This is a genomic window from Pseudomonas sp. DW-iso17 (genome assembly GCF_058725345.1).
Genome location: NZ_JBZXEA010000044.1, coordinates 121,409 through 146,702, shown reverse-complemented (window position 1 = coordinate 146,702; position 25,294 = coordinate 121,409). Strand labels below are relative to the sequence as shown.

Below are 25,294 nucleotides of genomic sequence, written 5' to 3'. Positions count from 1 at the left end.
CGAAATGGGGCGCGTATCATACATGAAAAAATCCGCCGGTCCGTCGCCAACTGACCGGCGTATTACGCGTAATGGCTTGAAAACAGCCTGCTGGTGCGACTTATTCGTTGCGCATCAACGGGTAAAGCTCTTTGAGCAATTTGCGTCGGCTGATCACCAACTGCCAGCGATGACCGCCCAGTTGGCGCCACAAGCGTGCCGAACGAATACCGGCCAGGAGCAGGGCGCGGATTTTCGACGCGTTGTTGGGTTGCTGCAGGTTGCGCATGTCGCCGTGCACCTGGATGCGCTGGCGCAGGGTGCTCAAGGTGTCCTGGTACAGCGCACCACAGGCTGCGATCACGTTTTCGTGGGCCGGGCCGAAGTGTTCTACCTGGGACTGGATCTGCGGCAGGCGCTTGCCGATGGTGTCCAGCAGGTCGTCACGCTTGGCTAGTTGGCGCTCAAGGCCGAGCATCGACAGGGCATAGCGCAACGGTTCGCGCTGCAGAGTGCTGGGGTCGCGCTCCAGGGCGCCGATCAGGGCGCGATAGCCTTCACGCAGGGCCAGGTCGTCACCGCCATAAACCTCAAGGGTGTCCTTGGGATCGCGGATCAGCAGGCTGCCGAGCATGCAGGTCAGGCCGGCTTCAGTGACCTGGCCGGTCTTGGCGATCTTGTCCACCAGTACCGCAGCGAGAAAGACACCGCCAAGGGCCGTCAATTGCTCCTGGGTCGGGCTCATGCCGGGTTGCTCCAGGCTTGCGCGACTTCAATCACGCCGCCGCCCAGGCAGATTTCGCCGTCATAGAACACCACGGACTGGCCAGGGGTGACCGCGCGCTGCGGGTCATCGAAGGTGGCACGGTAGCCGGTGGCGGTCTTTTCCAGGGTGCAGGGCTGGTCGCTCTGGCGATAACGCACTTTGGCGGTCAGGCGGCGCGGGGTGCTCAAGTCGATAGGGTTGACCCAATAGATCTCGGAAGCGAGCAGGGCGCCGGAGAACAGCAGCGGGTGCTCGTTGCCTTGGCCGACCACCAGCACGTTGTTTTCCAGGTCTTTGACCAGCACGTACCACGGCTCTTCACCGGCGTCCTTCAAACCGCCAATACCCAGGCCCTGGCGCTGGCCGATGGTGTGGTACATCAGGCCGTGGTGGCGGCCGATCACTTCACCCTCGGTGGTCTTGATCTCGCCCGGTTGCGCCGGCAGGTATTGCTTGAGGAAATCACTGAAGCGCCGCTCGCCGATAAAGCAGATACCGGTGGAATCTTTCTTCTTGGCGGTGGCCAGGCCGTGTTTCTCCGCAATTTTGCGCACTTCGGGCTTTTCCAGCTCGCCGACCGGAAACAGGGTCTTGGCGATCTGCTCACCACCGACGGCGTGCAGGAAGTAGCTCTGGTCCTTGTTCGGGTCCAGGCCCTTGAGCAATTCGGTGCGGCCATCGATATCGCGACGGCGCACGTAGTGGCCGGTAGCTATCAGGTCGGCGCCGAGCATCATGGCGTAGTCGAGGAAGGCCTTGAACTTGATTTCGCGGTTACACAGGATGTCCGGGTTCGGCGTGCGGCCGGCCTTGTATTCGGCCAGGAAGTGCTCGAACACGTTGTCCCAGTACTCGGCGGCGAAGTTGGCGGTGTGCAGCTTGATGCCGATCTTGTCGCATACGGCCTGGGCGTCGGCGAGGTCGTCCATGGCGGTGCAGTATTCGGTTCCATCGTCTTCTTCCCAGTTCTTCATGAACAGGCCTTCCACCTCATAACCCTGCTCCATGAGCAGAACGGCGGAAACGGAAGAGTCCACGCCGCCGGACATGCCGACGATGACGCGCTTCTTTTGTGTGTCAGAAGGGGCTGAATCACGCATAGGGTTTCAACGGGTGTCTTGAAAAAGGACGCGATTCTAGCAGGCCTGGGCCCGCAAGGCTAAAGAGAAGGGCGGATCAATTCGAGACTGTGGCATTGGCCGGCCAGATAATCATCGATGCAGCGGATAATCAGCTCGCTGCGCCAGTCGTCGCGCACGGCCATCAGCTCGTCACGGGTCAGCCAGCGGGCGCGCAGGATGCCTTCGTCGAGTTGATGGTCCGGGTGGTGTCTCAGGGCCTTGGCGATAAAGCAGACCCGTTGATAGGTGACGCCATTGCTGGGTGCGGTGTACAGGTAGATGCCGACGATGCCGGTAGCTTCCACGTCCCAGCCGGTTTCTTCCAGCGTTTCGCGCACGGCAGCTTCGGTCAGGGTTTCGTTCGGGTCCAGATGGCCGGCGGGCTGGTTGAGCACGGCGCGGCCGCCCTTGAGTTCTTCGACCATCAGGAAGCGGCCGTTGTCTTCGACGATGGTGGCGACGGTGATGTGGGGGAGCCAGGTCATTGCGAACCTCGGTATCTGGAAGGTGGCATGCTCAATGTGGGAGCTGGCTTGCCTGCGATGGCGGTGGGTCAGCTACGCCTGTATGAACTGACAGACTGCAATCGCAGGCAAGCCAGCTCCCACATTGGATTGGGTTTCTTCAATGAAGTCCCTACAAGCAGAAACCCCGGCACTGGGCCGGGGCTTCTTTGCATCCTTACAACCTTACTTCAACTTGGCAATCGCCGCATTGAGGGTGTTGCTCGGGCGCATGGCCTTGCTGGTCAGCTCTGGGTTCGGCGCGTAGTAGCCGCCGATGTCCACTGGCTTGCCCTGTACGGCGTTGAGTTCGGCAACGATGGTTGCTTCGTTCTCGGCCAGGGTTTTGGCCAATTCGCCAAACTGCGCTTGCAGTGCAGTGTCTTCGGTCTGGGCCGCCAGGGCTTGTGCCCAGTACAGCGCCAGGTAGAAGTGGCTGCCGCGGTTGTCGATGTTGCCGACCTTGCGCGATGGCGACTTGTTGTTGTCCAGGAACTGGCCGGTGGCCTGGTCCAGGGTCTTGGACAGTACCAGGGCTTTGGGGTTGTTGTACGTCACACCCAAATGCTCGAGGGACGCGGCCAGGGCCAGGAACTCGCCCAGGGAATCCCAGCGCAGGAAGTTTTCTTCCAGCAGTTGCTGCACGTGCTTTGGAGCCGAACCGCCAGCACCGGTTTCGAACAGGCCACCGCCATTCATCAGCGGCACGATCGACAGCATCTTGGCGCTGGTGCCCAGTTCCATGATCGGGAACAGGTCGGTCAGGTAGTCGCGCAGTACGTTGCCGGTCACCGAGATGGTGTCCAGGCCCTTGCGGGTGCGCTCCAGGGTGAACTTCATCGCATCGACCGGGGCCATGATGCGGATGTCCAGGCCTTCGGTGTTGTGATCTTTCAGGTAGGTCTGAACTTTCTCGACCACCACGCCATCGTGCGCGCGCTTAGGGTCCAGCCAGAAAATGGCCGGGGTGTTGCTGGCGCGGGCACGGTTGACGGCGAGCTTGACCCAGTCCTGGATCGGCGCGTCTTTGGTCTGGCACATGCGGAAGATGTCGCCAGCTTCGACGTTCTGTTCCATCAGCAGGTTGCCCTGGCTGTCGGTGACGCGGACAACGCCGTCAGCCTTGATCTGGAAGGTCTTGTCGTGGGAGCCGTACTCTTCGGCTTTCTTCGCCATCAGGCCAACGTTTGGCACGCTGCCCATGGTGGTGGGGTCGAAGGCGCCATTGGCCTTGCAGTCTTCGATGACCGCCTGGTAGATGGTGGCGTAGCAGCGATCCGGGATCACAGCCTTGGTGTCGTGCAGTTGGCCGTCGGTGCCCCACATCTTGCCGGAGTCACGGATCATCGCTGGCATCGAGGCGTCGACGATGACGTCGCTCGGCACGTGCAGGTTGGTGATGCCTTTGTCGGAGTTGACCATCGCCAGGGCAGGGCGAACGGCGTAGACCGCCTGGATATCGGCTTCGATCTGCGCCTGCTGGTCGGCCGGCAGGGCTTTGATGCGGGCGTACAGGTCGCCGATGCCGTTGTTCAGGTTGAAGCCGATCTGTTCCAGCACGGTCGCGTGCTTGGCCAGGGCGTCTTTATAGAACTCGGCAACGATCTGGCCGAACATGATCGGGTCGGAGACCTTCATCATGGTGGCTTTCAAGTGAACCGACAGCAGCACGCCTTGCTTCTTGGCGTCTTCGATTTCAGCGGCGATGAAGCTGCGCAGGGCTTTCTTGCTCAGCACGGCGGTGTCGATGATTTCGCCGGCCTGAACGCTGGTCTTTTCCTTCAGGACGGTGGTGGTGCCGTCCTTCGCAACCAGCGCAATTTTGACCGCGTCAGCGGTTTCGATCTGCACGGCTTTTTCGCTGCCGTAGAAGTCGCCGTTGTTCATGTGGGCAATGTGCGACTTGGAGTCGGCAGCCCAGGCGCCCATCTTGTGCGGGTGCTTGCGTGCGTAGTTCTTGACCGACAGCGGTGCGCGACGGTCGGAGTTGCCTTCGCGCAGTACCGGGTTCACGGCGCTGCCCTTGACCTTGTCGTAACGTGCACGGGTTTCTTTTTCCGCGTCGGTGGTTACGGTTTCAGGGTAGTCCGGCAGGGCGTAGCCCTGGGCCTGCAGTTCCTTGATCGCGGCTTGCAGCTGCGGGGTCGAGGCGCTGATGTTGGGAAGCTTGATGATGTTGGCTTCAGGCGTAACGGCCAGGTCGCCCAGTTCGGCGAGGTGGTCCGGGATGGCCTTGGTGCCCAGTTGCTCGGGGAAGCTTGCGAGGATGCGCCCGGCGAGGGAAATGTCGCGGGTTTCCACGGCAATATCAGCGGAAGCGGTGAAGGCCTCTACGATAGGCAGCAGTGAATAGGTGGCGAGGGCTGGGGCTTCGTCGGTGAAGGTGTAGATGATCTTCGAGCGGGTGGGCATATTCGGATTAACTCTCTTCTTTGCTGAAAGCGTGCGCAGAAACTCGAGATGCGCCGGGTAGAGCGCGTTCGTTCAAAGTCATCCATGAGCGAAATGTCGAGGTTTCTTCGCGGTGATGTTGGTTTGCATCAGTCGAGCGTCAAGCGGGTGGGCTATGGTAATAGTCCGGCTTTCTGGCGAAAGGCTACGTTCTAGAGCGGTCCGCCGTCGTGACTCTTTGGTCAGCGGCGGCATTATACATAGGTCGCTATGCTTACGCTGAGCCTTCATACAAAAGGAGGCTCGTCCATTGGTCTAAAGGTCGCAGGTGCGTGAGGTGGTGAGATGTGCTCAAGATTGGCGCTTTTCCCTTTGCTTTCAGGCTTGTAGGCCACCAAATGTGCTGTTTTCGATGCAAATGAGCATGGCGTGAGGTTTCAGTCGCCATTTATCTGGAGTAGGCTCGAACGCAGCCAGATGTTCAATCCATAGATGGAGTTCAGCATGGGATACAAGAAGATTCAGGTTCCGGCAGTCGGCGACAAAATCACCGTCAATGCAGACCATTCTCTCAATGTTCCTGACCAACCGATCATCCCCTACATCGAAGGAGACGGTATTGGCGTCGACATCAGCCCGGTGATGATCAAGGTGGTCGATGCCGCTGTTGAAAAGGCTTACGGCGGCAAGCGCAAAATCTCCTGGATGGAGGTGTACGCTGGTGAAAAGGCCACTCAAGTCTACGACCAGGACACCTGGCTGCCCCAGGAAACCCTGGATGCGGTCAAGGATTACGTGGTGTCCATCAAGGGCCCGCTGACAACGCCAGTCGGTGGCGGTATCCGTTCGCTGAACGTGGCCCTGCGCCAGCAGCTCGACCTGTACGTGTGCCTGCGCCCGGTGCGCTGGTTCGAAGGCGTGCCCAGTCCGGTGAAAAAGCCTGGCGACGTGGACATGACTATTTTTCGTGAGAACTCCGAGGATATTTACGCGGGCATCGAGTGGAAGGCCGGTTCGCCGGAAGCGATCAAAGTGATCAAGTTCCTCAAGGAAGAAATGGGTGTTACCAAGATCCGTTTCGACCAGGATTGCGGGATTGGCGTCAAGCCGGTCTCCAAAGAGGGTACCAAGCGCCTGGCGCGCAAGGCCTTGCAGTATGTGGTGGATAACGACCGCGACTCGCTGACCATCGTGCACAAAGGCAACATCATGAAGTTCACCGAAGGGGCCTTCAAGGAGTGGGCCTACGAGGTGGCGGCTGAAGAGTTCGGCGCGACTCTGCTCGACGGCGGGCCGTGGATGCAGTTCAAGAACCCCAAGACCGGCAAGAATGTAGTGGTCAAGGATGCCATTGCCGACGCCATGCTCCAGCAGATCCTGCTGCGTCCGGCTGAATATGACGTGATCGCGACCCTCAACCTCAATGGTGATTACCTGTCCGACGCCCTGGCGGCGGAAGTGGGCGGCATTGGTATTGCGCCGGGGGCCAACCTGTCGGACACCGTGGCAATGTTTGAAGCCACCCACGGTACTGCGCCTAAATATGCGGGCAAGGATCAGGTCAACCCTGGTTCATTGATCCTGTCGGCGGAAATGATGCTGCGGCATATGGGCTGGGTCGAGGCGGCGGATCTGATCATCAAGGGCACCAACGGCGCGATTTCGGCCAAGACCGTGACTTATGACTTCGAGCGTCTGATGGATGGCGCTACGTTGGTGTCGTCGTCGGGGTTTGGTGATGCGTTGATCAAGCATATGTAAACAGGCAGAGAAAACCGGCCGCCCTGATGAGTCGGGGCGGCCGGTTTGCTTTGAGTGCTTGATTTCAGTGGCTGGTCAGGCCCGTTGCTTCTCTGATTTTTCTACCTTTGTTTCTTTCACGCCTGCAGTGGCAGGCGCATCAACAATATTTACGGCATGCATGCCTTTTGGCCCTTGAATGATTTCAAAGTTGACACGCTGACCCGCTTTCAGCGTTTTGTAACCTTCCATCTGGATCGCTGAGAAATGCGCAAAAAGGTCCTCGGTCTTGCCGTCTTCAATGACGAAGCCGTAACCCTTGACATTGTTGAACCACTTGACCTCACCACTAGCCATTCCCTTATCCCTCTGCACCAGACTCCATCACTGGAGTATCATCCTGTCTATCCGTCCTAACCCGAATAAATAAGGTTGACTGCGCGGACCTTTTTTACCCACTGTGGGCTCTATTCGTTGTAACACCGTTTCGCCGATAGTCAAGGTGACCAAAGGGTCAGAGTTGAAATTCTGACAGGCCGCCCCCACCACTGTAATTGAACCACTGACGAACCTTTCTTTCCCATGCATGCAAACAGCCAGATTCGACTAACATTCAATCAGGATCGCCCGGATCAGGAACATGACGACGACGGTTCTGCAGGCATTGCTGTTCAGGAGGCCAAGCCTGCTTTACAGGCGCCGCCGATGTACAAGGTGGTTTTGTTTAATGATGACTACACACCGATGGATTTCGTCGTCGAAGTGCTCGAGGTGTTTTTCAACCTGAACCGCGAGTTGGCGACCAAGGTAATGCTGGCCGTTCACACAGAAGGACGGGCAGTATGTGGAGTGTTTACCCGCGACATCGCCGAGACAAAGGCCATGCAGGTCAACCAGTACGCCAGGGAAAGCCAGCATCCGCTACTCTGTGAAATCGAGAAGGACGGTTAACGCCGACCACTTGGGTATGAGGTGAAGCTATGTTAAACCGCGAGCTCGAAGTCACCCTCAATCTTGCCTTCAAAGAGGCTCGTTCGAAGCGTCATGAATTCATGACCGTCGAACACCTTTTGCTGGCACTTTTGGATAACGAAGCTGCCGCCACCGTTCTACGTGCGTGCGGCGCCAACCTCGACAAGCTCAAGCATGACCTGCAGGAGTTTATCGACTCCACCACGCCACTGATCCCCGTGCATGACGAGGACCGCGAAACCCAGCCAACCCTGGGGTTCCAGCGGGTATTGCAGCGTGCTGTGTTCCACGTACAGAGCTCCGGTAAGCGTGAAGTCACGGGCGCGAATGTGCTGGTGGCAATTTTCAGCGAACAGGAAAGCCAGGCCGTGTTCCTGCTCAAGCAGCAGAGCGTTGCCCGTATTGATGTAGTCAATTACATCGCCCACGGTATCTCCAAGGTGCCTGGGCACGGCGATCATTCCGAGGGCGAGCAGGATATGCAGGACGAGGAGGGCGGTGAGTCTTCTTCTTCCAGCAACCCGCTGGATGCCTATGCCAGCAACCTCAATGAAATGGCGCGCCAGGGGCGGATCGATCCGCTGGTGGGGCGTGAGCACGAGGTAGAGCGTGTAGCGCAGATACTTGCGCGTCGTCGCAAGAACAACCCGTTGCTGGTGGGCGAGGCGGGCGTGGGTAAAACCGCGATTGCCGAAGGCCTGGCCAAGCGCATTGTCGATAACCAGGTGCCAGACCTGCTGGCCAGCAGTGTCGTCTATTCCCTTGACCTGGGCGCGTTGCTCGCCGGGACCAAGTACCGTGGCGATTTCGAGAAACGCTTCAAGGCGTTGCTCGGCGAGCTGAAAAAACGCCCGCAGGCCATCCTGTTCATCGACGAGATCCATACCATCATTGGCGCCGGTGCGGCTTCCGGTGGGGTGATGGACGCTTCCAACCTGCTCAAGCCGCTGCTGTCCTCCGGTGATATCCGCTGCATTGGTTCGACCACGTTCCAGGAATTTCGCGGCATCTTCGAAAAAGACCGTGCCCTGGCGCGTCGCTTCCAGAAAGTCGACGTGTCCGAGCCGTCGGTTGAAGATACCATCGGCATCCTGCGTGGGCTCAAGGGGCGTTTTGAAGCGCACCATGGCATCGAGTACACCGATGAGGCCTTGCGTGCGGCGGCTGAGCTGGCGTCGCGCTACATCAATGACCGGCATATGCCTGACAAGGCCATCGATGTGATCGACGAAGCGGGTGCCTACCAGCGCCTGCAGCCGGTCGAGAAGCGCGTGAAGCGCATCGACGTGCCTCAGGTCGAGGACATCGTGGCCAAGATCGCGCGGATTCCGCCAAAACACGTCACCAGTTCCGACAAGGAGCTGCTGCGTAACCTGGAGCGCGACCTCAAGCTCACTGTGTTTGGCCAGGATGCGGCCATCGACTCGCTGTCCACGGCGATCAAGTTGTCCCGTGCGGGCCTCAAGTCGCCGGACAAGCCAGTCGGTTCGTTCCTGTTCGCAGGCCCGACCGGTGTCGGCAAGACCGAGGCGGCTCGCCAGTTGGCCAAGGCCATGGGCATCGAGCTGGTCCGTTTCGACATGTCCGAGTACATGGAGCGCCACACTGTGTCGCGCTTGATCGGTGCGCCTCCGGGCTATGTCGGCTTCGACCAGGGCGGCCTGTTGACCGAGGCGATCACCAAGCAGCCACATTGCGTATTGCTGCTCGATGAAATCGAAAAGGCTCACCCGGAAGTCTTCAACCTGTTGTTGCAGGTCATGGACCACGGGACCCTGACCGATAACAACGGGCGCAAGGCGGACTTCCGCAATGTGATCGTGATCATGACCACCAACGCCGGTGCCGAAACCGCGGCGCGGGCTTCGATCGGCTTTACGCATCAGGATCACTCCTCCGATGCCATGGAAGTGATCAAGAAGAGCTTCACGCCGGAGTTCCGCAACCGCCTGGACACCATTATCCAGTTTGGTCGCCTCAGCCATGAGGTCATCAAAAGCGTGGTGGACAAGTTCCTCACCGAGCTTCAAGCGCAGTTGGAAGACAAGCGCGTGCAGCTGGATGTGACGGAAGCGGCCCGCAGTTGGATCGCAGAGGGCGGCTACGATGCGGCAATGGGCGCACGCCCGATGGCGCGTCTGATCCAGGACAAGATCAAGCGGCCACTGGCCGAAGAGATCCTGTTCGGCGAACTCTCCGACCATGGTGGCGTGGTGCACATCGACCTGAAGGACGGCGAGCTGACCTTCGAGTTCGAGACCACGGCGGAAATGGCCTGATCGTTAGCTGCAACATTGCAAAAGGCGCCGAAAGGCGCCTTTTTGCTGCCTGAAATACGATTTACGAGGCTGTGACCATCAACTGTGGGAGCTGGGTTGCCTGCGATGGCGGTCCTTCAGCCGCACATCGTTAACTGGCCCACCGCTATCGCAGGCAAGCCAGCTCCCACAGGGTCAAGTGGCGACTGTTAAATCCTGCGCACACAAAAACGCCCGGCATAACCGGGCGTTTTGTATTGACTTGCTTAGCGAGCGCGGTAAGTGATGCGCCCTTTGCTCAAGTCATAGGGCGTCAGCTCGACGCGCACTTTGTCACCGGTAAGAATACGAATGTAGTTCTTGCGCATCTTGCCGGAGATATGCGCGGTTACGACGTGCCCATTTTCCAACTCCACACGAAACATGGTGTTGGGCAGGGTGTCGACGACAGTGCCTTCCATTTCGAAGCTGTCTTCTTTCGACATGCAGTAAAGCCCTCGGTATCCAGTGAATGGCCCGGTGCAACTGCGCCAGGCAAAAGCGGCGTGCATTGTGCCCGAAAAAGGGTGTTCAAGCCAAGGGGTTCTAGTTAAGCGTGACCCATCTTTGATTAATCAGCAGCTCAATGGGCCGATATTGGGTCTTGTAGTTCATCTTTTTGCAGTTCTTGATCCAGTATCCGAGGTACACCGCTTCCAGTTCCAGGCGCAGCGCTTCGCCTATCTGCCACAGGATGGCGAAGCGCCCGAGGCTGCGCCGTTCTTCGGTCGGTTCATAGAAGGTGTACACCGCCGAGAGGCCGTTGGGCAGTAGGTCGGTGACCGCCACGGCCAACAGGCGGCCGTCGAGGCGGAATTCGTAGAACCGCGAAAAGGGCAGGTCACGCACCAGGAATGTAGAAAACTGGTCGCGGCTGGGCGGATACATATCGCCGTCGGCATGACGCTGCTCGATATAGCGTTGGTAGAGATCGAAATATTCTTCGCTGTATTGGGGTTTGGTGGCGCGTACGGTCAGGTCGGCGTTGCGCTTGAGAATGCGTTTCTGGTTACGGTCGGGCGAAAACTGCGCAACCGGGATGCGTGCGGGCACGCAGGCATTACAGTTCTGGCAATGGGGGCGATACAGGTGATCGCCGCTGCGCCGGAAGCCCATCTCGGACAGGTCGGCATACACATGCACGTCCATGGGCTGGCTGGGATCGAGGAACAGCGTGGTGGCCTGCTCGTCGGGCAGATAGCTGCATGAGTGGGCTTGAGTGGCATAGAACTTCAAGCGCGCCAGCTCGGTCATGATCAACCCTCGGGATAAGCTTTGAAATAAGTGTAAGCCACGTGCGCGAAAGTCGCCTAGGAAACCCACGGCCCGGCGTTGGGTTGGTCCAGATGTTTGTCCAGGAAGTCAGCGAAGACGCTGCGCGGTATGCCGCGGGCACCCAGGCTGTGCAGGTGATCATTGGGCATCTGGCAATCGATCAGTACAAATCCCCAGGCTTGCAGTTGCCGGGTCAATGTGGCGAAGCCGAATTTGGAGGCGTTGTCGGCGCGGCTGAACATGGACTCGCCAAAAAACAACTGGCCCATCGCCAGACCGTACAGGCCGCCCACCAGTTCGCCCTGGTCCCAGACCTCGACGGAATGCGCGTAGCCACGCTGGTGCAGCTCCAGATAGGCCTGCTGGATGCTTTCGGTGATCCAAGTGCCATCGGCATAGGCACGGGGCGCGGCGCAGGCGTGTATGACGGCGGCGAAATCCTGGTCGAAGGTCACGGTATAGCGCTGCTGGCGCAATAATTTGCCCAGGCTGCGGGAAACATGCAGCTCGTCGGGGAATATCACTGTGCGAGGGTCGGGTGACCACCAGAGGATAGGCTGGCCTTCGGAGAACCAGGGAAAACAGCCATGACGGTAGGCCTGGATCAGTCGTTCGGCCGACAGGTCGCCACCGGCGGCGAGCAGGCCGTTGGGTTCGCGCATGGCCTTGGCCAAAGGTGGGAACGTCAGGGTGTCGCGTTGTAACCAGGTCAGCATGGCATCCAGGCTTACGGAAGGGGAGGGGAGTGGCAGGTCATGCACCTGCACCGCAAGTGTTGATTATTGACGACCCGGCGCCACGGGGCCAGCCCGAATAGGCTATTAACGAGGATTAGCATGAGCGGGTTTCTGCAACTCTGCACACAGGGTGTGGTCGTAATCGGGTCTGGCGCATGCCGGCCATTTGCCAAGCTTGCCTGGATTGCTAAATACAGCTCATAAGCCTTTGTCAGCAAAGGCAATGCATGCTCAAATTGTCCGTGCAGTCAGGTGAAGGGCAAGTGCGTGGCATCGCGCACGCAAACCCGTACAATGCGGCCATTGTGGCGTTATCGCCATTTCACCTATCCGTCACCGGATGTTAAAAGTAGATTCAGCAACATTCGTTCATTTTTCAGCTGCTCCGGATAGAGCAGTCGTGTAGTCATTTAACAGATGGACGCGCTAAAGGCGCAGGAATAGACCCGTTTTGAAGAAATCCGCCGCAGCACCTAAAGCAGCAGTCGTACCGGCCTGGCGCCAGCACCTGCATTACCGACTCAAGGAAGGCGCACTGATTGCCATCGGTGCGCTGTGTCTGTTCCTGATGATGGCCTTGCTCACCTATGGCAAGGACGATCCGGGCTGGAGTCATAACAGCAAGATCGATGACGTGCAGAATTTCGGCGGCCCTGTAGGTTCTTACAGCGCCGATATCCTCTTCATGATCCTGGGTTACTTCGCCTACATTTTCCCGCTGTTGCTGGCGATCAAGACCTGGCAGATCTTCCGCCAGCGTCACGAACCGTGGCAGTGGAGCGGCTGGCTGTTCTCCTGGCGCCTGATCGGCCTGGTGTTCCTGGTGCTGTCGGGCGCTGCGCTGGCGCATATCCACTTCCATGTACCGACCGGCTTGCCGGCGGGCGCGGGCGGGGCTCTGGGCGAAAGCCTCGGCGACCTGGCACGCCGTACCCTGAATATCCAGGGCAGCACCCTGATGTTCATCGCGCTGTTCCTGTTCGGCCTCACGGTATTCACCGACCTGTCATGGTTCAAGGTGATGGACGTGACCGGCAAAATCACCCTCGACCTGTTCGAATTGTTCCAGGGCGCCGCCAACCGCTGGTGGGCCGCCCGTGTCGAGCGCAAGCAAATGGTGGCGCAGTTGCGTGAGGTTGACACCCGTGTCAACGAGGTGGTGGCTCCAAGCACGCCGGATCGACGCGAGCAAGCCAAGGTCAAGGAGCGCTTGATCGAGCGCGAGCAGGCCCTGAGCAAGCACATGTCGGACCGTGAAAAGCAGGTGCCGCCCGTGATCGCCCCGGCACCGCCCAAGGCGCCGGAGCCCAGCCATCGCGTGCAAAAAGAGAAGCAGGCACCGTTGTTTATCGACAGCGCTGTCGAAGGCACCTTGCCGCCGATCTCGATTCTGGACCCGGCCGAAAAGAAACAACTCAACTATTCCCCCGAATCCCTGGCGGCTGTCGGTCACCTGCTGGAAATCAAGCTCAAGGAGTTCGGCGTCGAAGTGTCGGTGGACTCGATCCATCCGGGCCCGGTGATTACCCGTTACGAAATCCAACCGGCCGCCGGGGTAAAAGTCAGCCGTATTTCCAACCTGGCCAAAGATTTGGCACGTTCCCTGGCCGTCACCAGCGTGCGCGTGGTGGAAGTGATCCCGGGCAAGACCACCGTGGGTATCGAGATCCCCAACGAAGACCGGCAGATCGTGCGCTTCTCCGAAGTGCTGTCGACCCCGGAATACGACAACTTCAAATCGCCGGTCACCCTGGCGCTCGGCCATGACATCGGCGGCAAGCCGGTGATTACCGACCTGGCGAAAATGCCGCACCTGCTGGTAGCCGGTACCACCGGTTCCGGTAAGTCGGTAGGTGTGAACGCCATGATCCTGTCGATCCTGTTCAAGTCCGGGCCGGATGACGCCAAGCTCATCATGATCGACCCGAAGATGCTGGAACTGTCGATCTACGAAGGCATCCCGCACCTGCTGTGCCCGGTGGTTACCGACATGAAGGACGCCGCCAATGCCCTGCGTTGGAGCGTTGCCGAGATGGAGCGCCGCTACAAGCTGATGGCGAAGATGGGCGTGCGTAACCTGTCGGGCTTCAATGCCAAGGTCAAGGAAGCCCAGGACGCCGGCACACCGCTGACCGACCCGCTGTACAAGCGCGAAAGCATTCACGATGAAGCACCACTGCTGACCAAGCTGCCGACCATCGTGGTGGTGGTCGATGAATTTGCCGACATGATGATGATCGTCGGCAAGAAGGTTGAAGAGCTGATCGCCCGTATCGCCCAGAAGGCGCGGGCGGCGGGCATCCACTTGATTCTCGCGACCCAGCGGCCGTCGGTGGACGTGATCACCGGCCTGATCAAGGCCAACATTCCGACGCGCATGGCGTTCCAGGTCTCCAGCAAGATCGACTCGCGTACCATCATCGACCAGGGTGGCGCCGAGCAACTGCTGGGCCACGGTGACATGCTGTACATGCCGCCCGGGACCAGCCTGCCGATTCGCGTTCACGGCGCCTTTGTTTCCGATGACGAAGTCCACCGTGTGGTCGAAGCCTGGAAACTGCGCGGCGCGCCGGAATATAACGACGACATTCTCGCTGGCGTGGAAGAGGCCGGCAGCGGCTTCGACGGTGGCAGCAGCGGTGGCGACGATGATGCTGAAACCGACGCGCTCTACGACGAGGCCGTGGCCTTCGTACTGGAAAGCCGCCGTGCCTCGATTTCGGCGGTGCAGCGCAAGCTTAAAATCGGCTACAACCGCGCCGCCCGCATGATCGAAGCCATGGAAATGGCCGGCGTCGTGACCGCAATGAACACCAATGGCTCGCGTGAAGTCATCGCCCCTGGGCAGATGCGCGACTGATTCCGCGCCGCGTGGCAACACGCGGCGTGCCCTGACTACTCAATGAGGACTCCCATGCGCTTTATCCGCATGCTGTTGTTGCCGGCCCTGGCCTTGACCGCTGTTTCGGCTCACGCTGACCCGGCTTCCGTCGCCAGCCTGAAGAACCTGTTGGACAAATCCCAGACCCTCACCGCGCGCTTCTCCCAGCTCACCCTGGATGCCGGCGGCACCCAGTTGCAGGAAACAGCCGGTGAAATGGCCGTGCAGCGCCCAGGGCTGTTCTACTGGCATACCGAAGGCAAGGCGGAGCAGACCATCGTTTCCGACGGCCAGAAAGTCACGCTGTGGGACCCGGACCTGGAACAAGCCACCATCAAGAAGCTCGATCCACGCCTGAACCAGACCCCGGCACTGCTGCTGTCGGGTGATGTGTCGAAAATCAGCGACAGCTTCGACATCACCTCCAAGCAGACCAGCAACGTCATCGAATTCACGCTCAAGCCAAAATCCAAGGACACGCTGTTTGACACGCTGTCCTTGTCGTTCGGCAACGGCGTGATCAACAACATGCGCCTGGTCGACAGCGTCGGCCAGCGCACCGATATCCTGTTCTCCGGAGTCAAGGCCAACCAGCCGGTGCCCGCGTCCAAGTTCAAGTTCGACATCCCCAAGGGTGCCGACGTGATCCAGGAATAATCTAGAGGTTTCAAACGCTGCCCATGGATCTGTTTCGAAGTGACCCGATTGCCCAGCCACTGGCCGCGCGCTTGCGTTCGACCAACCTGGATGAGTACGTCGGTCAGGAACACCTGCTCGCTCGCGGCAAACCCTTGCGCGAAGCCTTGGAGCAGGGTGCGCTGCATTCGATGATTTTCTGGGGGCCGCCGGGCGTGGGCAAGACCACCCTGGCGCGGCTGCTGGCGAAAGTCTCGGACGCGCACTTTGAAACGGTCTCGGCGGTGCTCGCCGGGGTGAAGGAGATCCGCCAGGCGGTGGAAGTGGCCAAGCAGCAGGCCGGGCAATACGGCAAGCGCACTATCCTGTTCGTCGACGAAGTGCATCGCTTCAACAAGTCGCAGCAGGATGCGTTCCTGCCTTATGTCGAGGACGGTACGCTGATCTTTATCGGCGCCACCACCGAAAACCCTTCCTTTGAATTGAACAACGCCTTGTTGTCACGGGCGCGGGTCTATGTGCTCAAGAGCCTGGATGAAGCGGCGATGCAAAAGCTGCTGCACCGTGCCTTGAGCGAAGACAAGGGCCTGGGCAAGCGTCAGCTGAGCCTCAGCGATGAAGGCTTCAAGATTTTGCTGACCGCCGCCGATGGTGACGGGCGTCGCTTTCTCAACCTGCTGGAGAATGCTTCCGACCTGGCCGAAGACGGCGGCGAGATTGGCGTTGATCTGTTGCAAAGCCTGCTGGGTGACACGCGCCGACGTTTCGACAAGGGCGGCGAAGCCTTCTACGACCAGATTTCCGCGCTGCACAAATCCGTACGCGGCTCCAACCCTGATGGCGCGCTGTATTGGTTTGCGCGCATGATCGATGGCGGTTGCGACCCGCTGTACCTGGCGCGCCGCGTAGTGCGCATGGCCAGCGAAGACATCGGCAACGCCGACCCGCGGGCCCTGAGCCTGTGCCTGGCCGCCTGGGAGGTGCAGGAGCGCCTCGGCAGCCCGGAAGGCGAGCTGGCGGTGGCCCAGGCCATCACCTACCTGGCCTGCGCGCCGAAAAGCAACGCGGTGTATATGGGCTTCAAGTCGGCCCTGCGTGCGGCCGCCGAGCACGGCTCCCTCGAAGTGCCGCTGCACCTGCGCAACGCACCGACCAAGCTGATGAAGCAACTGGGGTATGGCGACGAATACCGTTATGCCCACGATGAGCCGGACGCCTATGCGGCCGGCGAAGACTACTTCCCCGATGAGCTGGAGCCGCAGCCGTTCTACCAGCCCGTGCCCCGTGGCCTGGAGCTGAAGATCGGTGAGAAGCTCAATCACCTGGCCACCCTCGACCGTCTGAGCCCCCGGCAGCGGAGAAAATCATGATTCCTTTGGTGGTCGCCGTCTCGGTGGGGGGGATTGCCGGGACGCTGTTGCGCTTCGCCACCGGCAATTGGATCAACGCCAATTGGCCGAAACACTTCTATACGGCGACGCTCGCCGTTAATATCGTGGGCTGCCTGTTGATCGGCGTGTTATACGGCCTGTTTTTGTTACGCCCGGAAGTGCCTGTCGAGGTACGTGCCGGCCTGATGGTTGGCTTTCTTGGCGGCCTGACGACTTTTTCATCCTTTTCACTGGATACCGTGCGCCTGCTGGAAAGCGGGCAAGTGCCGCTGGCGATTGGCTATGCGGCCATCAGCGTATTCGGCGGGCTGCTCGCCACCTGGGCTGGCCTGTCCTTGACCAAACTTTGATAACGAGAGACCGACATGCTCGATTCCAAACTGTTACGTAGCAACCTTCAGGACGTAGCGGACCGCCTGGCATCCCGTGGCTTTGCCTTGGATGTTGCGCGCATCGAAGCGCTGGAAGAACAGCGCAAGACCGTCCAGACCCGCACCGAAGCACTGCAGGCTGAACGTAATGCGCGCTCCAAGTCCATCGGCCAGGCCAAGCAGCGCGGCGAAGATATCGCGCCGTTGATGGCGGATGTCGAGCGCATGGGCACTGAGCTGTCCGACGGCAAAATCGAGCTGGAAGGCATTCAGTCCCAGTTGGATTCGATCCTGCTGGGCATTCCGAACCTGCCCCACGAATCCGTACCGGTCGGCGAAGATGAAGACGGCAACGTCGAAGTGCGCCGCTGGGGCACGCCGAAAGCCTTCGATTTCGAGATCAAGGACCACGTCGCCCTGGGCGAATTGACCGGTGGCCTGGATTTTGAAACCGCGGCAAAAATGTCCGGCGCACGCTTTGCCTTGCTGCGCGGCCCGATTGCGCGCATGCACCGTGCACTGGCGCAGTTCATGATCAACCTGCACACCGGCGAACACGGTTACGAAGAGGCCTACACCCCGTACCTGGTTCAGGCGCCGGCGTTGATGGGCACCAGCCAACTGCCGAAATTCGAAGAAGACCTGTTCAAGATCAGCCGCGACGGCGAAGCCGACCTGTACCTGATCCCGACGGCCGAAGTGTCGCTGACCAATATCGTCGCCGGCGAAATCCTCGACGCCAAGCAACTGCCGTTGAAGCTGGTTGCCCACAGCCCGTGCTTCCGTAGCGAAGCCGGCGCATCGGGTCGCGATACCCGCGGCATGATCCGCCAGCATCAGTTCGACAAGGTTGAAATGGTCCAGGTAGTAGAACCGTCGACCTCCATGCAAGCCCTGGAAGGCCTGACTGCCAACGCCGAGCGCGTGTTGCAGCTGCTGGAGCTGCCGTACCGCGTACTGGCCCTGTGCACGGGCGACATGGGCTTCAGCGCCGTGAAAACCTACGACCTGGAAGTGTGGGTGCCGAGCCAGGACAAATACCGCGAGATTTCGTCGTGCTCCAACTGCGGTGACTTCCAGGCCCGTCGCATGCAGGCGCGTTTCCGCAACCCGGAAACCGGCAAGCCGGAACTGGTGCATACCCTCAACGGTTCGGGCCTGGCCGTAGGCCGTACCCTGGTGGCCGTGCTGGAAAACTACCAGCAGGCGGACGGTTCGATCCGTGTACCTGAGGTGCTCAAGCCTTACATGGCGGGCGTTGAGGTCATCCGCTAAATGGAATTTCTGCCGCTGTTTCATAACCTGCGCGGCAGTCGTGTGTTGGTCGTCGGTGGTGGGGAGATTGCCTTGCGCAAATCCCGGCTGCTGGCCGATGCCGGCGCGGTGTTGCGGGTGGTTGCTCCCCAGATCGAAAGCCAGCTGCGTGAGCTGGTGCTGGGCAGTGGCGGGGAACTGATGTTGCGCGGTTATCAGGAGGCCGACCTGGACGGTTGCACCCTGATTATCGCGGCTACCGACGATGAGCCACTGAATGCGCAAGTGTCCAGTGATGCCAAGCGTCGCTGCGTGCCGGTCAATGTGGTGGACGCGCCAGCGTTGTGCAGTGTGATATTCCCGGCGATTGTCGACCGTTCACCCTTGGTGATTGCCGTCTCCAGCGGCGGTGACGCGCCGGTATTGGCACGGCTGATCCGCGCCAAGCTGGAAACCTGGATTCCCTCCACCTACGGGCAATTGGCTGGGCTGGCCGCGCGTTTTCGGGCTCAGGTCAAAGGTTTGTACCCGGATGTGCAGCAACGCCGGGCGTTCTGGGAAGAAGTGTTCCAGGGCCCGATTGCCGACCGCCAGTTGGCCGGGCAGGGCGAGGAGGCCGAGCGCCTGTTGATCGAAAAGGTCAATGGCGCGCCGCCTTACGCGCCCGGTGAGGTGTACCTGGTGGGTGCGGGCCCAGGTGACCCGGATTTGCTGACCTTCCGCGCATTGCGCCTGATGCAGCAAGCCGACGTGGTGCTGTACGACCGTTTGGTTGCGCCGGCGATTTTGGAACTGTGCCGTCGTGATGCCGAGCGCGTGTACGTCGGCAAGCGTCGTGCCGATCACGCGGTGCCTCAGGACCAGATCAACCAGCAACTGGTCGACCTGGCCAAGCAAGGCAAGCGCGTGCTGCGCCTTAAAGGGGGTGACCCGTTCATCTTTGGTCGTGGTGGCGAAGAGATCGAGGAATTGGCGGCCCATGGCATCCCCTTCCAGGTGGTGCCGGGTATCACGGCAGCCAGTGGTTGTGCGGCTTATGCCGGGATTCCGCTGACTCACCGCGATTATGCCCAGTCGGTACGGTTTATTACCGGGCACTTGAAGAACGGTACCTCGGACTTGCCTTGGCAAGACCTGGTCGGCCCCTCACAGACCCTGGTGTTCTACATGGGCTTGATTGGCTTGCCGATCATTTGCGAGCAGTTGATCAAGCACGGGCGCTCCGCAGATACCCCAGCGGCGCTGATCCAGCAGGGCACTACGTCCAACCAGCGCGTGTTCACCGGCACCCTGGCCGACCTGCCGCGCATGGTGGCGGAGCATGAAGTGCATGCGCCGACACTGGTGATCGTGGGTGAGGTGGTGGTACTGCGTGAAAAGCTCAAGTGGTTCGAGGGCGCCCAGTCCCAAGTCTGACCTCAAAAGCATCGGGGGCAAGCCCCCTCCCACATTGGAATGCATTCCAAGTGTGGGAGGGGGCTTGCCCCCGATGAGGCCATCTCATTACAACCGATGATCCGGATCAGCCAAAGACACCTTTACCCGGCAGCCGCACCCGATCATGCTCCGTATCAAACCTCTGCAACGGCCCCTTCGGCACAATCCCCGTCGGGTTGATCGTGCGATGGCTGGCATAGTAATGCCCCTTGATATGCTCGAAATCCACCGTCTCGGCCACCCCCGGCCACTGATACATCTCCCGCAGCCAGTTCGACAAATTCCCATAGTCGGCAATTCGCCGCAGGTTGCATTTGAAGTGGCTGTAGTACACCGCATCAAAACGAATCAGCGTAGTGAACAGCCGTACATCGGCTTCGGTCAGGTACTCGCCGGCCAGATAACGATGGCTGCCCAGGTGCTGTTCCAAATGATCCAGCTCGGCAAACACATCATCAAACGCACTTTCATACGCCTGTTGTGAGGTGGCGAAACCTGCGCGGTACACGCCGTTGTTCACGGCGGGGTAGATGCGTTCGTTGAGGCTGTCGATGGTCGAATGCAGGGCTTGGGGGTAGAAATCCCGGGTATTGCCGGTCAGCGCATTGAACGCACTGTTGAACATGCGGATGATCTCCGCCGATTCATTGCTGACGATGCGCTTGAGCTTTTTGTCCCACAGCACCGGCACGGTCACGCGCCCGGTATAGTCGGCGGTATCGGCGGTGTAGCGTTGGTGCATGAAGTTGAAACCGTCGAGGTTGTCGCCGCTGGAGCCGTGGGCCTTGTCGAAGGTCCAGCCGTTTTCCAGCATCAGCCAACTGACCACCGAGACGTCGATCAGGCTTTCCAGGCCCTTGAACTTGCGCAGAATCAAGGTGCGGTGCGCCCATGGGCAGGCGAGGGATACATAGAGGTGATAGCGACCGGCCTCGGCCTTGAAGCCGCCTTCACCACTCGGGCCTGGCGCGCCATCGGCGGTCACCCAGTTGCGGCGTTGTGCCTGCTCCCGTTGGAAAGCGCCATCGGCGCTACTTTCGTACCACTGGTCTTTCCACTGTCCTTCGATCAATAAACCCATGACTGGCTCCTTGGCTGATAAGCGTTGGAGCCCAGTCTAAAGAGATGAGTTCGAACTAAAAGCGCAAAGAACCGGCGTGAATGATCGATTAAATCGATTTATCCCGTGCGTCCCAGTACTGCTGGGCCAACTCGAACGCCTGTTGCCGCGGGTGACCAAGGCCGCGCAGGGCCAACGCCATGGTGGCGATCAACGCCAGCTGCGGGTAGCTGTCCTCGACGTCGCCGCGCCACAGTGCTTTTAGGTGCTCGGGCTCAAGCGTTGCCGGTTTGACGTGGCGCTGGACGGAAAGGGCGGGCCACTCTTCGTCCCAGCTCTGGCCGCCGGTGGTGCCGTAAAGGTGACTGAGGGTGTCGGGGTTGATCTCGATCTCGCCGCCGTCGCCCTTGACCACAATCACGTTGTCACCCAGCAAGCCACTGGCATCGCGATGCACGCCCTGGTAACCGGGGTGGAAAATGCTTTGCAGGCCACAACGCGCATTCAGCGGGTTGAGCAGGCGCGCCAGAGAGTGGATAGGCGAGCGCAGGCCCAGGGTGTTGCGCAGGTCGATCATGCGTTGCAGCTGTGGGGCCCAATCACCCAGCGGGATAAATGCCAGGTTGCCGTGGGCGAAGGTGCTCTGGACCTGTTGCCAGTCGCGGCACAGCGGGATCTGCAAGCCGTCCAGCAATTGCTCGGTGTACAAGCGCCCCGCAGTGTGGGCGCCGCCGCCGTGCATCAGGATGCGCACGCCGTTCTGCGCCAGGCATTTGGCTGCCAGCAGGAACCACGGCAGGTGGCGCTTTTTACCGGCGTAGGTCGGCCAGTCGATATCGACGTTCAGCGCTGGCGCGTGCAGGCGCTCACGTACGGCTTCGGTGAAACCGGCGAGTTCTTCCGGGCTTTCTTCCTTGTGGCGCAGCAGCATCAGGAAGGCGCCGAGCTGGGTGTCCTCGACCTTTTCGTCGAGCAGCATGCCCATGGCTTCCCGCGCTTCCTCGCGGGTGAGGTTGCGCGCGCCACGCTTGCCTTTGCCGAGGATGCGCACGAACTGCGCAAAGGGATGCTCTTGGGGCGTTACGAGAGTCAGGGGGGCAAAGTCGGTCATAAGCAATTCGTCGGCCTGGGCAGGCCCGCCAGCTTGGCGGCGAGTTTGGCGGGAGTGCCGTTGAACAGTTTGTTGAGGTGCAGGCTGTTGCCCTTTTCCGGGCCCAGCTTCAAGGCGGTGTACTTGATCAGCGGGCGCGTGGCGGGGGATAGCTGGAATTCGGTGTAGAACTGGCGCAGCAGGGTGAGGATTTCCCAGTGTGCCGGCGTCAGCTCCAAGGCTTCGGCAGCGGCCAGGGCATTCGCCACTTCATCGGACCAGTCGTTGAGGTCGAGGAGGTAGCCGTCCTTATCCAGTTCCAGGGTGCGTGCGCCGACGGTCAGGGTGTTCATAGCCAGGTGTTGACCTTGTCGTAGTCGATCGACAGTTGCACGAAGCCTGGGTAATCGACGCTGTCAGCCCAGTCGGGCAGCGGCAGGTTGCGCGCCTGCATGTCTTCGGCCAGCACAAACACCTTTACGCCTTTGGTATGCAGGGCGGGCGTGTGCAGGCCGTAGGCTCCGTCACCACATAGGAGGATAGCGTCCTCGGTGCCACAGATGCGCAGGCAGCTGTCGAGGCGGCTGTCGGTAAACGGGGAATGAGACACCACATGTAGAGTCGACATCAGAGGGTAATCACCTGGTCGTAACGGTCAATCAGCTGGAAAATGGCTTGGCTGTCGAGCGCCTGCGCGTGGGCAGGCGGCGGCAACCCGCGTGCGGTCAGGCTATGGCTGCACGCGAACACGTCATCAATGCCGAACAGGCCCAGGGCCTGCAGGTTGGCACTCAGGTCTTTCTGTTGCACGGCCTTGGCCGCTTGGTTCGGCGCCATTTGGAACACACCGTCATCCAGGAACAGCAGGCCAATGGGCAGATCGAACGCGCCGCCGGCCAGCACGATATCCAGTGCTTCCCGCGCACTCGGCCCGGACCATGGGGCCTGGCGGCTGATCACCAATAAGGATCTGGACATGTCACGGCCCTCCAAAACAGATCAGGCGGTCGGCGTCCTGGATCGCGTCATGCAATTGTCCCAGGCCCGACAACGCCCAGGGTGCTTCCAGGTTGACCGCGCTGCGTTGGTAACGCGCAGCTTCCTCGGCATTAAGCACACCCCGGCGCAGGGCTGCGGCGATGCACACCACGCCGTCGAGTTGGTGCTGGCTGACAAACTCGCGCCATTGGCGCGCAATGTCTTGCTCATCCTGGGGCGCGACGATGTTATTGGACGCGCTGTACACGCCGTCCTGGTAGAAAAACAGCCGCACGATCTCATGCCCGCCGGCCAGCGCCGCCTGGGCGAACAACAGGGCGCGGCGCGAGGAGGGCGCGTGGGCGGCGCTATACAGTGCAATCGCGAACTTCATGGAAGACTCTGCCAACAAACGTCGGCCAATGATAAAGCCGCCGCCGCGAAAAAGCCCGCCGTGATCAAAACGGTCACTGTGGTTGATCGTTCTGACGATTGCCGGCAGCTGCCCGGCTGCCTAGTCTGTGAGTATTCGCAACCCAACTGGAGTCCCCATGTCAGGTCCCTTGGCGTCCCTTAAAGTGTTGGATTTTTCCACCTTGCTGCCCGGCCCGTTTGCCTCCCTGATGCTGGCGGACATGGGCGCCGAGGTGCTGCGTATCGAATCGCCCACACGGATGGACCTGTTGCGGGTATTGCCGCCCCATGATCGTGGTACCTCGGCCAGCCACGCCTACCTCAATCGCAACAAGCGCAGCCTGGCCCTGGACCTCAAGCAGGCCGAGGCGCTGGAGATTGTGCGTGAGTTGGTCAAGGGCCATGACATCCTGCTCGAGCAGTTCCGCCCCGGTGTCATGGAGCGCCTGGGCCTGGGATATGAGGCGCTGAAGGCGATCAACCCGCGGCTGATCTATGTGTCGATCACCGGTTACGGCCAGACCGGCCCCTATAAGGACCGCGCCGGGCACGATATCAACTACCTGGCGTTGGCCGGCGTGGCCAGCCATACCGGGCGCCAGGACACCGGCCCGTTGCCCCTGGGCGTACAGCTGGCGGATGTGGCGGGCGGTTCACTGCATGCCGTGGTGGGCTTGCTGGCGGCGGTGATTGCCAGGCAGCAAAGCGGGGTGGGGCAATACCTGGATGTGAGCATGACCGACTGCTCGTTCAGCCTTAACGCCATGGCGGGGGCCGGTTACCTGGCTTGCGGGGTCGAGCCTGGGTGGGAGAACCATGTGCTCAATGGCGGGAGTTTCTATGACTACTACCGCACACGCGATGGGCGCTGGATGTCGGTGGGCAGTTTGGAACCGGGGTTTATGCAGCAGCTGTGCGCGGCCTTGGGGCGCCCGGAACTGGCGGCACACAGCGTGACGCCCGAACGCCAGGCCGTGCTCAAACAGGCGTTGCAGGTGGAGTTCGAGAAGCGCAGTTTTGACCAGTTGTGTGAGTTGTTTGCTGGGGTGGATGCCTGTGTTGAGCCAGTGTTGAGTTTGAGCGAAGCGGCGGAGCATCCCCAGTTGAAGGCGCGGGAGCTAGTCAGCCAGGTGCCCCGGGGTGACGGCTCGACACAAGCGCAATTGGCCTGCCCGCTGAAATTCTCCGAGGGGTTGCCGGCGCCTAGGCATATTGGGGTGGCGGTGGGGGCGCACAGTGATGAGGTGCTGGCGGAGTTGGGGTTCGGTATTGAGCGGATAGAGCAATTGCGGCAGGCCAAGGTTGTAGGTTGACTGAGCGGGCGCTTTCGCAGGCAAGCCAGCTCCCACATCTGGATCTGTGAACGCAATCAAAATGTGGGAGCTGGCTTGCCTGCGAATAGGCCCTCATTCCACCCGAGTTTCTCCAGTGAACACCAGAGTCTGCCGACACCGCCGACACAAATACCGCCGCCCCTGGTTCACCAGCCCATGGCGCTGCGGTGAAAACGGAAAATCACTGTCCGCACACGGGCAGCGGTAAATATAGCGAGTCACTTGCCGACGCTTGACCTCGTAGGTGTGGCAACGGTCGGGCGGCAGCTCGTAAACCCCGCGCATGATCAACTGCCATTCCTCGCCATGGGGCTGGATACGCTCGCCAAACAATTGGTGGGCAATCAGGTGCGCCACTTCATGGGCCACGGTTTGCTTGAGAAAGTGTTGGCTGTTTTCACGGTACAACTGAGGGTTGAAGCGCAGCAGGTTCTCGTGCAAATGCGCGACACCGGCCTTCTGGCCCCGCAGCTTGAGGCTGACCTGGGGGCGTTTGAAGCTTCGTTTGAAAAAGGATTCGGCTTGCAGGAAACAATCTTCGACGCGGGTATTGAGTTGCTCGGGCATGCTGTACATATCTCCAGAGACGCCCAGTATGCCGCAAAGCTGGGTGTTTCCGAATCTGTCAGGCGCCGAATGGTCATGCATAACGCACAAAGCCACCTTG

At 60.2% G+C, this 25,294-nt stretch carries 25 protein-coding genes; 10 read left to right on the top strand and 15 right to left on the bottom strand.

Going from position 1 to position 25,294, the window contains the following annotated elements; genetic code table 11:
- Positions 1-100 precede the first annotated feature (100 nt).
- From hflD to AC4PS6_RS23010, 4 genes are all read right to left on the bottom strand, one after another.
- Positions 101-724 carry a high frequency lysogenization protein HflD gene (hflD, locus tag AC4PS6_RS23025; protein WP_003192101.1) on the bottom strand — a complete coding sequence of 208 codons (624 nt, stop codon included), beginning with the start codon at positions 722-724 and terminating at the stop codon, positions 101-103.
- On the bottom strand, positions 721-1,845 hold the full coding sequence (gene mnmA, locus AC4PS6_RS23020; protein WP_014718905.1) for a tRNA 2-thiouridine(34) synthase MnmA: 1,125 nt from the start codon (positions 1,843-1,845) through the stop codon (positions 721-723). The genes hflD and mnmA overlap by 4 nt, the downstream gene beginning before the upstream one ends.
- A 59-nt stretch (positions 1,846-1,904) precedes the next feature.
- Positions 1,905-2,351 carry an NUDIX hydrolase gene (locus AC4PS6_RS23015; RefSeq protein WP_032902845.1) on the bottom strand — a complete coding sequence of 149 codons (447 nt, stop codon included), beginning with the start codon at positions 2,349-2,351 and terminating at the stop codon, positions 1,905-1,907.
- Positions 2,352-2,555: 204 nt separating this feature from the next.
- Positions 2,556-4,781: an NADP-dependent isocitrate dehydrogenase gene (locus tag AC4PS6_RS23010; RefSeq protein WP_014718903.1), complete on the bottom strand. Its 2,226-nt coding sequence runs from the start codon at positions 4,779-4,781 to the stop codon at positions 2,556-2,558.
- Positions 4,782-5,264: 483 nt separating this feature from the next.
- Here AC4PS6_RS23010 and icd point away from each other — a divergent pair, with 483 nt between their 5' ends.
- Positions 5,265-6,521 carry an NADP-dependent isocitrate dehydrogenase gene (gene icd / locus AC4PS6_RS23005; protein ID WP_005789095.1) on the top strand — a complete coding sequence of 419 codons (1,257 nt, stop codon included), beginning with the start codon at positions 5,265-5,267 and terminating at the stop codon, positions 6,519-6,521.
- A gap of 75 nt (positions 6,522-6,596) precedes the next feature.
- On the opposite strand, the gene cspD is transcribed toward icd, so the two are convergent.
- A complete protein-coding gene (cspD, locus tag AC4PS6_RS23000; RefSeq protein ID WP_032902846.1) occupies positions 6,597-6,857 on the bottom strand; it encodes a cold shock domain-containing protein CspD in 261 nt (86 codons plus the stop codon).
- Positions 6,858-7,082: 225 nt separating this feature from the next.
- On the opposite strand from cspD, the gene clpS reads away from it, so the two are divergent.
- Together clpS and clpA are read left to right on the top strand one after the other, a co-directional pair.
- Positions 7,083-7,451, top strand: a complete 369-nt coding sequence (clpS, locus tag AC4PS6_RS22995) for an ATP-dependent Clp protease adapter ClpS (RefSeq protein ID WP_005789091.1) — start codon at positions 7,083-7,085, stop codon at positions 7,449-7,451.
- A gap of 29 nt (positions 7,452-7,480) precedes the next feature.
- Positions 7,481-9,751: an ATP-dependent Clp protease ATP-binding subunit ClpA gene (clpA, locus tag AC4PS6_RS22990; RefSeq protein WP_003192090.1), complete on the top strand. Its 2,271-nt coding sequence runs from the start codon at positions 7,481-7,483 to the stop codon at positions 9,749-9,751.
- 245 nt (positions 9,752-9,996) lie between these two features.
- Here clpA and infA read toward each other — a convergent pair whose 3' ends face one another.
- The 3 genes from infA to aat form a co-directional block, all read right to left on the bottom strand.
- Complete coding sequence (gene infA, locus AC4PS6_RS22985) at positions 9,997-10,215, bottom strand: translation initiation factor IF-1 (RefSeq protein ID WP_002553999.1); 219 nt, start codon at positions 10,213-10,215, stop codon at positions 9,997-9,999.
- A 100-nt stretch (positions 10,216-10,315) separates the two neighbouring features.
- Positions 10,316-11,023, bottom strand: a complete 708-nt coding sequence (locus tag AC4PS6_RS22980) for an arginyltransferase (RefSeq protein WP_014718901.1) — start codon at positions 11,021-11,023, stop codon at positions 10,316-10,318.
- Between the two features lie 56 nt (positions 11,024-11,079).
- Complete coding sequence (gene aat / locus AC4PS6_RS22975; protein ID WP_014718900.1) at positions 11,080-11,760, bottom strand: leucyl/phenylalanyl-tRNA--protein transferase; 681 nt, start codon at positions 11,758-11,760, stop codon at positions 11,080-11,082.
- A gap of 472 nt (positions 11,761-12,232) precedes the next feature.
- On the opposite strand from aat, the gene ftsK reads away from it, so the two are divergent.
- Genes ftsK through cysG form a run of 6 tightly spaced genes read left to right on the top strand, consistent with a single transcriptional unit; the run spans position 12,233 to position 19,730 of the window.
- Positions 12,233-14,641: a DNA translocase FtsK gene (ftsK, locus tag AC4PS6_RS22970; RefSeq protein WP_336826968.1), complete on the top strand. Its 2,409-nt coding sequence runs from the start codon at positions 12,233-12,235 to the stop codon at positions 14,639-14,641.
- Between the two features lie 54 nt (positions 14,642-14,695).
- On the top strand, positions 14,696-15,319 hold the full coding sequence (lolA, locus tag AC4PS6_RS22965) for an outer membrane lipoprotein periplasmic chaperone LolA (protein ID WP_032902848.1): 624 nt from the start codon (positions 14,696-14,698) through the stop codon (positions 15,317-15,319).
- Positions 15,320-15,342: 23 nt separating this feature from the next.
- Positions 15,343-16,668, top strand: coding sequence for a replication-associated recombination protein A (locus AC4PS6_RS22960; RefSeq protein WP_014718899.1), 1,326 nt, complete (start codon positions 15,343-15,345; stop codon positions 16,666-16,668).
- Positions 16,665-17,039: a fluoride efflux transporter CrcB gene (gene crcB / locus AC4PS6_RS22955; RefSeq protein WP_014718898.1), complete on the top strand. Its 375-nt coding sequence runs from the start codon at positions 16,665-16,667 to the stop codon at positions 17,037-17,039. The genes AC4PS6_RS22960 and crcB overlap by 4 nt, the downstream gene beginning before the upstream one ends.
- 15 nt (positions 17,040-17,054) lie before the next feature.
- The gene (gene serS, locus AC4PS6_RS22950; protein WP_492181012.1) at positions 17,055-18,335 is read left to right on the top strand and encodes a serine--tRNA ligase; all 1,281 of its coding nucleotides are present in this window, start codon (positions 17,055-17,057) and stop codon (positions 18,333-18,335) included.
- On the top strand, positions 18,336-19,730 hold the full coding sequence (gene cysG / locus AC4PS6_RS22945) for a siroheme synthase CysG (RefSeq protein ID WP_014718896.1): 1,395 nt from the start codon (positions 18,336-18,338) through the stop codon (positions 19,728-19,730).
- Between the two features lie 106 nt (positions 19,731-19,836).
- Here the strand turns inward: cysG and AC4PS6_RS22940 are convergent, their stop codons facing one another.
- The 6 genes from AC4PS6_RS22940 to tusD form a co-directional block, all read right to left on the bottom strand.
- Positions 19,837-20,832: a glutathione S-transferase family protein gene (locus AC4PS6_RS22940; RefSeq protein WP_336826966.1), complete on the bottom strand. Its 996-nt coding sequence runs from the start codon at positions 20,830-20,832 to the stop codon at positions 19,837-19,839.
- Between the two features lie 88 nt (positions 20,833-20,920).
- On the bottom strand, positions 20,921-21,922 hold the full coding sequence (locus tag AC4PS6_RS22935) for a glycosyl transferase family protein (RefSeq protein WP_336826965.1): 1,002 nt from the start codon (positions 21,920-21,922) through the stop codon (positions 20,921-20,923).
- On the bottom strand, positions 21,919-22,254 hold the full coding sequence (locus tag AC4PS6_RS22930; protein ID WP_191949341.1) for a TusE/DsrC/DsvC family sulfur relay protein: 336 nt from the start codon (positions 22,252-22,254) through the stop codon (positions 21,919-21,921). Before AC4PS6_RS22930 ends, AC4PS6_RS22935 begins: the two co-directional genes overlap by 4 nt.
- Positions 22,251-22,529, bottom strand: a complete 279-nt coding sequence (gene tusB, locus AC4PS6_RS22925; RefSeq protein ID WP_020302956.1) for a sulfurtransferase complex subunit TusB — start codon at positions 22,527-22,529, stop codon at positions 22,251-22,253. Before tusB ends, AC4PS6_RS22930 begins: the two co-directional genes overlap by 4 nt.
- A complete protein-coding gene (gene tusC, locus AC4PS6_RS22920) occupies positions 22,529-22,879 on the bottom strand; it encodes a sulfurtransferase complex subunit TusC (protein WP_336826964.1) in 351 nt (116 codons plus the stop codon). The genes tusB and tusC overlap by 1 nt, the downstream gene beginning before the upstream one ends.
- A gap of 1 nt (position 22,880) precedes the next feature.
- On the bottom strand, positions 22,881-23,273 hold the full coding sequence (gene tusD, locus AC4PS6_RS22915; RefSeq protein ID WP_003192069.1) for a sulfurtransferase complex subunit TusD: 393 nt from the start codon (positions 23,271-23,273) through the stop codon (positions 22,881-22,883).
- A gap of 157 nt (positions 23,274-23,430) precedes the next feature.
- On the opposite strand from tusD, the gene AC4PS6_RS22910 reads away from it, so the two are divergent.
- Positions 23,431-24,606: a CaiB/BaiF CoA transferase family protein gene (locus AC4PS6_RS22910; protein ID WP_032902852.1), complete on the top strand. Its 1,176-nt coding sequence runs from the start codon at positions 23,431-23,433 to the stop codon at positions 24,604-24,606.
- A gap of 93 nt (positions 24,607-24,699) precedes the next feature.
- On the opposite strand, the gene AC4PS6_RS22905 is transcribed toward AC4PS6_RS22910, so the two are convergent.
- Positions 24,700-25,194, bottom strand: coding sequence for a SprT family zinc-dependent metalloprotease (locus AC4PS6_RS22905; protein WP_003192067.1), 495 nt, complete (start codon positions 25,192-25,194; stop codon positions 24,700-24,702).
- Positions 25,195-25,294: the final 100 nt, after the last annotated feature.

What these genes read in the sequence shown, in the direction of transcription:
- lolA (WP_032902848.1), top strand. Translation starts at nt 14,696, where the DNA reads ATGCGCTTTATCCGCATGCTGTTGTTGCCGGCCCTGGCCTTGACCGCT.
- AC4PS6_RS22935 (WP_336826965.1), bottom strand. Translation starts at nt 21,922, where the DNA reads ATGACCGACTTTGCCCCCCTGACTCTCGTAACGCCCCAAGAGCATCCC.
- AC4PS6_RS22940 (WP_336826966.1), bottom strand. Translation starts at nt 20,832, where the DNA reads ATGGGTTTATTGATCGAAGGACAGTGGAAAGACCAGTGGTACGAAAGT.
- clpS (WP_005789091.1), top strand. Translation starts at nt 7,083, where the DNA reads ATGCATGCAAACAGCCAGATTCGACTAACATTCAATCAGGATCGCCCG.
- AC4PS6_RS23010 (WP_014718903.1), bottom strand. Translation starts at nt 4,781, where the DNA reads ATGCCCACCCGCTCGAAGATCATCTACACCTTCACCGACGAAGCCCCA.
- tusB (WP_020302956.1), bottom strand. Translation starts at nt 22,529, where the DNA reads ATGTCGACTCTACATGTGGTGTCTCATTCCCCGTTTACCGACAGCCGC.
- AC4PS6_RS23015 (WP_032902845.1), bottom strand. Translation starts at nt 2,351, where the DNA reads ATGACCTGGCTCCCCCACATCACCGTCGCCACCATCGTCGAAGACAAC.
- crcB (WP_014718898.1), top strand. Translation starts at nt 16,665, where the DNA reads ATGATTCCTTTGGTGGTCGCCGTCTCGGTGGGGGGGATTGCCGGGACG.
- tusD (WP_003192069.1), bottom strand. Translation starts at nt 23,273, where the DNA reads ATGAAGTTCGCGATTGCACTGTATAGCGCCGCCCACGCGCCCTCCTCG.
- aat (WP_014718900.1), bottom strand. Translation starts at nt 11,760, where the DNA reads ATGCTGACCTGGTTACAACGCGACACCCTGACGTTCCCACCTTTGGCC.
- cspD (WP_032902846.1), bottom strand. Translation starts at nt 6,857, where the DNA reads ATGGCTAGTGGTGAGGTCAAGTGGTTCAACAATGTCAAGGGTTACGGC.
- AC4PS6_RS22905 (WP_003192067.1), bottom strand. Translation starts at nt 25,194, where the DNA reads ATGCCCGAGCAACTCAATACCCGCGTCGAAGATTGTTTCCTGCAAGCC.
- AC4PS6_RS22960 (WP_014718899.1), top strand. Translation starts at nt 15,343, where the DNA reads ATGGATCTGTTTCGAAGTGACCCGATTGCCCAGCCACTGGCCGCGCGC.
- AC4PS6_RS22930 (WP_191949341.1), bottom strand. Translation starts at nt 22,254, where the DNA reads ATGAACACCCTGACCGTCGGCGCACGCACCCTGGAACTGGATAAGGAC.
- AC4PS6_RS22980 (WP_014718901.1), bottom strand. Translation starts at nt 11,023, where the DNA reads ATGACCGAGCTGGCGCGCTTGAAGTTCTATGCCACTCAAGCCCACTCA.
- serS (WP_492181012.1), top strand. Translation starts at nt 17,055, where the DNA reads ATGCTCGATTCCAAACTGTTACGTAGCAACCTTCAGGACGTAGCGGAC.
- tusC (WP_336826964.1), bottom strand. Translation starts at nt 22,879, where the DNA reads ATGTCCAGATCCTTATTGGTGATCAGCCGCCAGGCCCCATGGTCCGGG.
- icd (WP_005789095.1), top strand. Translation starts at nt 5,265, where the DNA reads ATGGGATACAAGAAGATTCAGGTTCCGGCAGTCGGCGACAAAATCACC.
- AC4PS6_RS22910 (WP_032902852.1), top strand. Translation starts at nt 23,431, where the DNA reads ATGTCAGGTCCCTTGGCGTCCCTTAAAGTGTTGGATTTTTCCACCTTG.
- mnmA (WP_014718905.1), bottom strand. Translation starts at nt 1,845, where the DNA reads ATGCGTGATTCAGCCCCTTCTGACACACAAAAGAAGCGCGTCATCGTC.
- clpA (WP_003192090.1), top strand. Translation starts at nt 7,481, where the DNA reads ATGTTAAACCGCGAGCTCGAAGTCACCCTCAATCTTGCCTTCAAAGAG.
- infA (WP_002553999.1), bottom strand. Translation starts at nt 10,215, where the DNA reads ATGTCGAAAGAAGACAGCTTCGAAATGGAAGGCACTGTCGTCGACACC.
- hflD (WP_003192101.1), bottom strand. Translation starts at nt 724, where the DNA reads ATGAGCCCGACCCAGGAGCAATTGACGGCCCTTGGCGGTGTCTTTCTC.
- cysG (WP_014718896.1), top strand. Translation starts at nt 18,336, where the DNA reads ATGGAATTTCTGCCGCTGTTTCATAACCTGCGCGGCAGTCGTGTGTTG.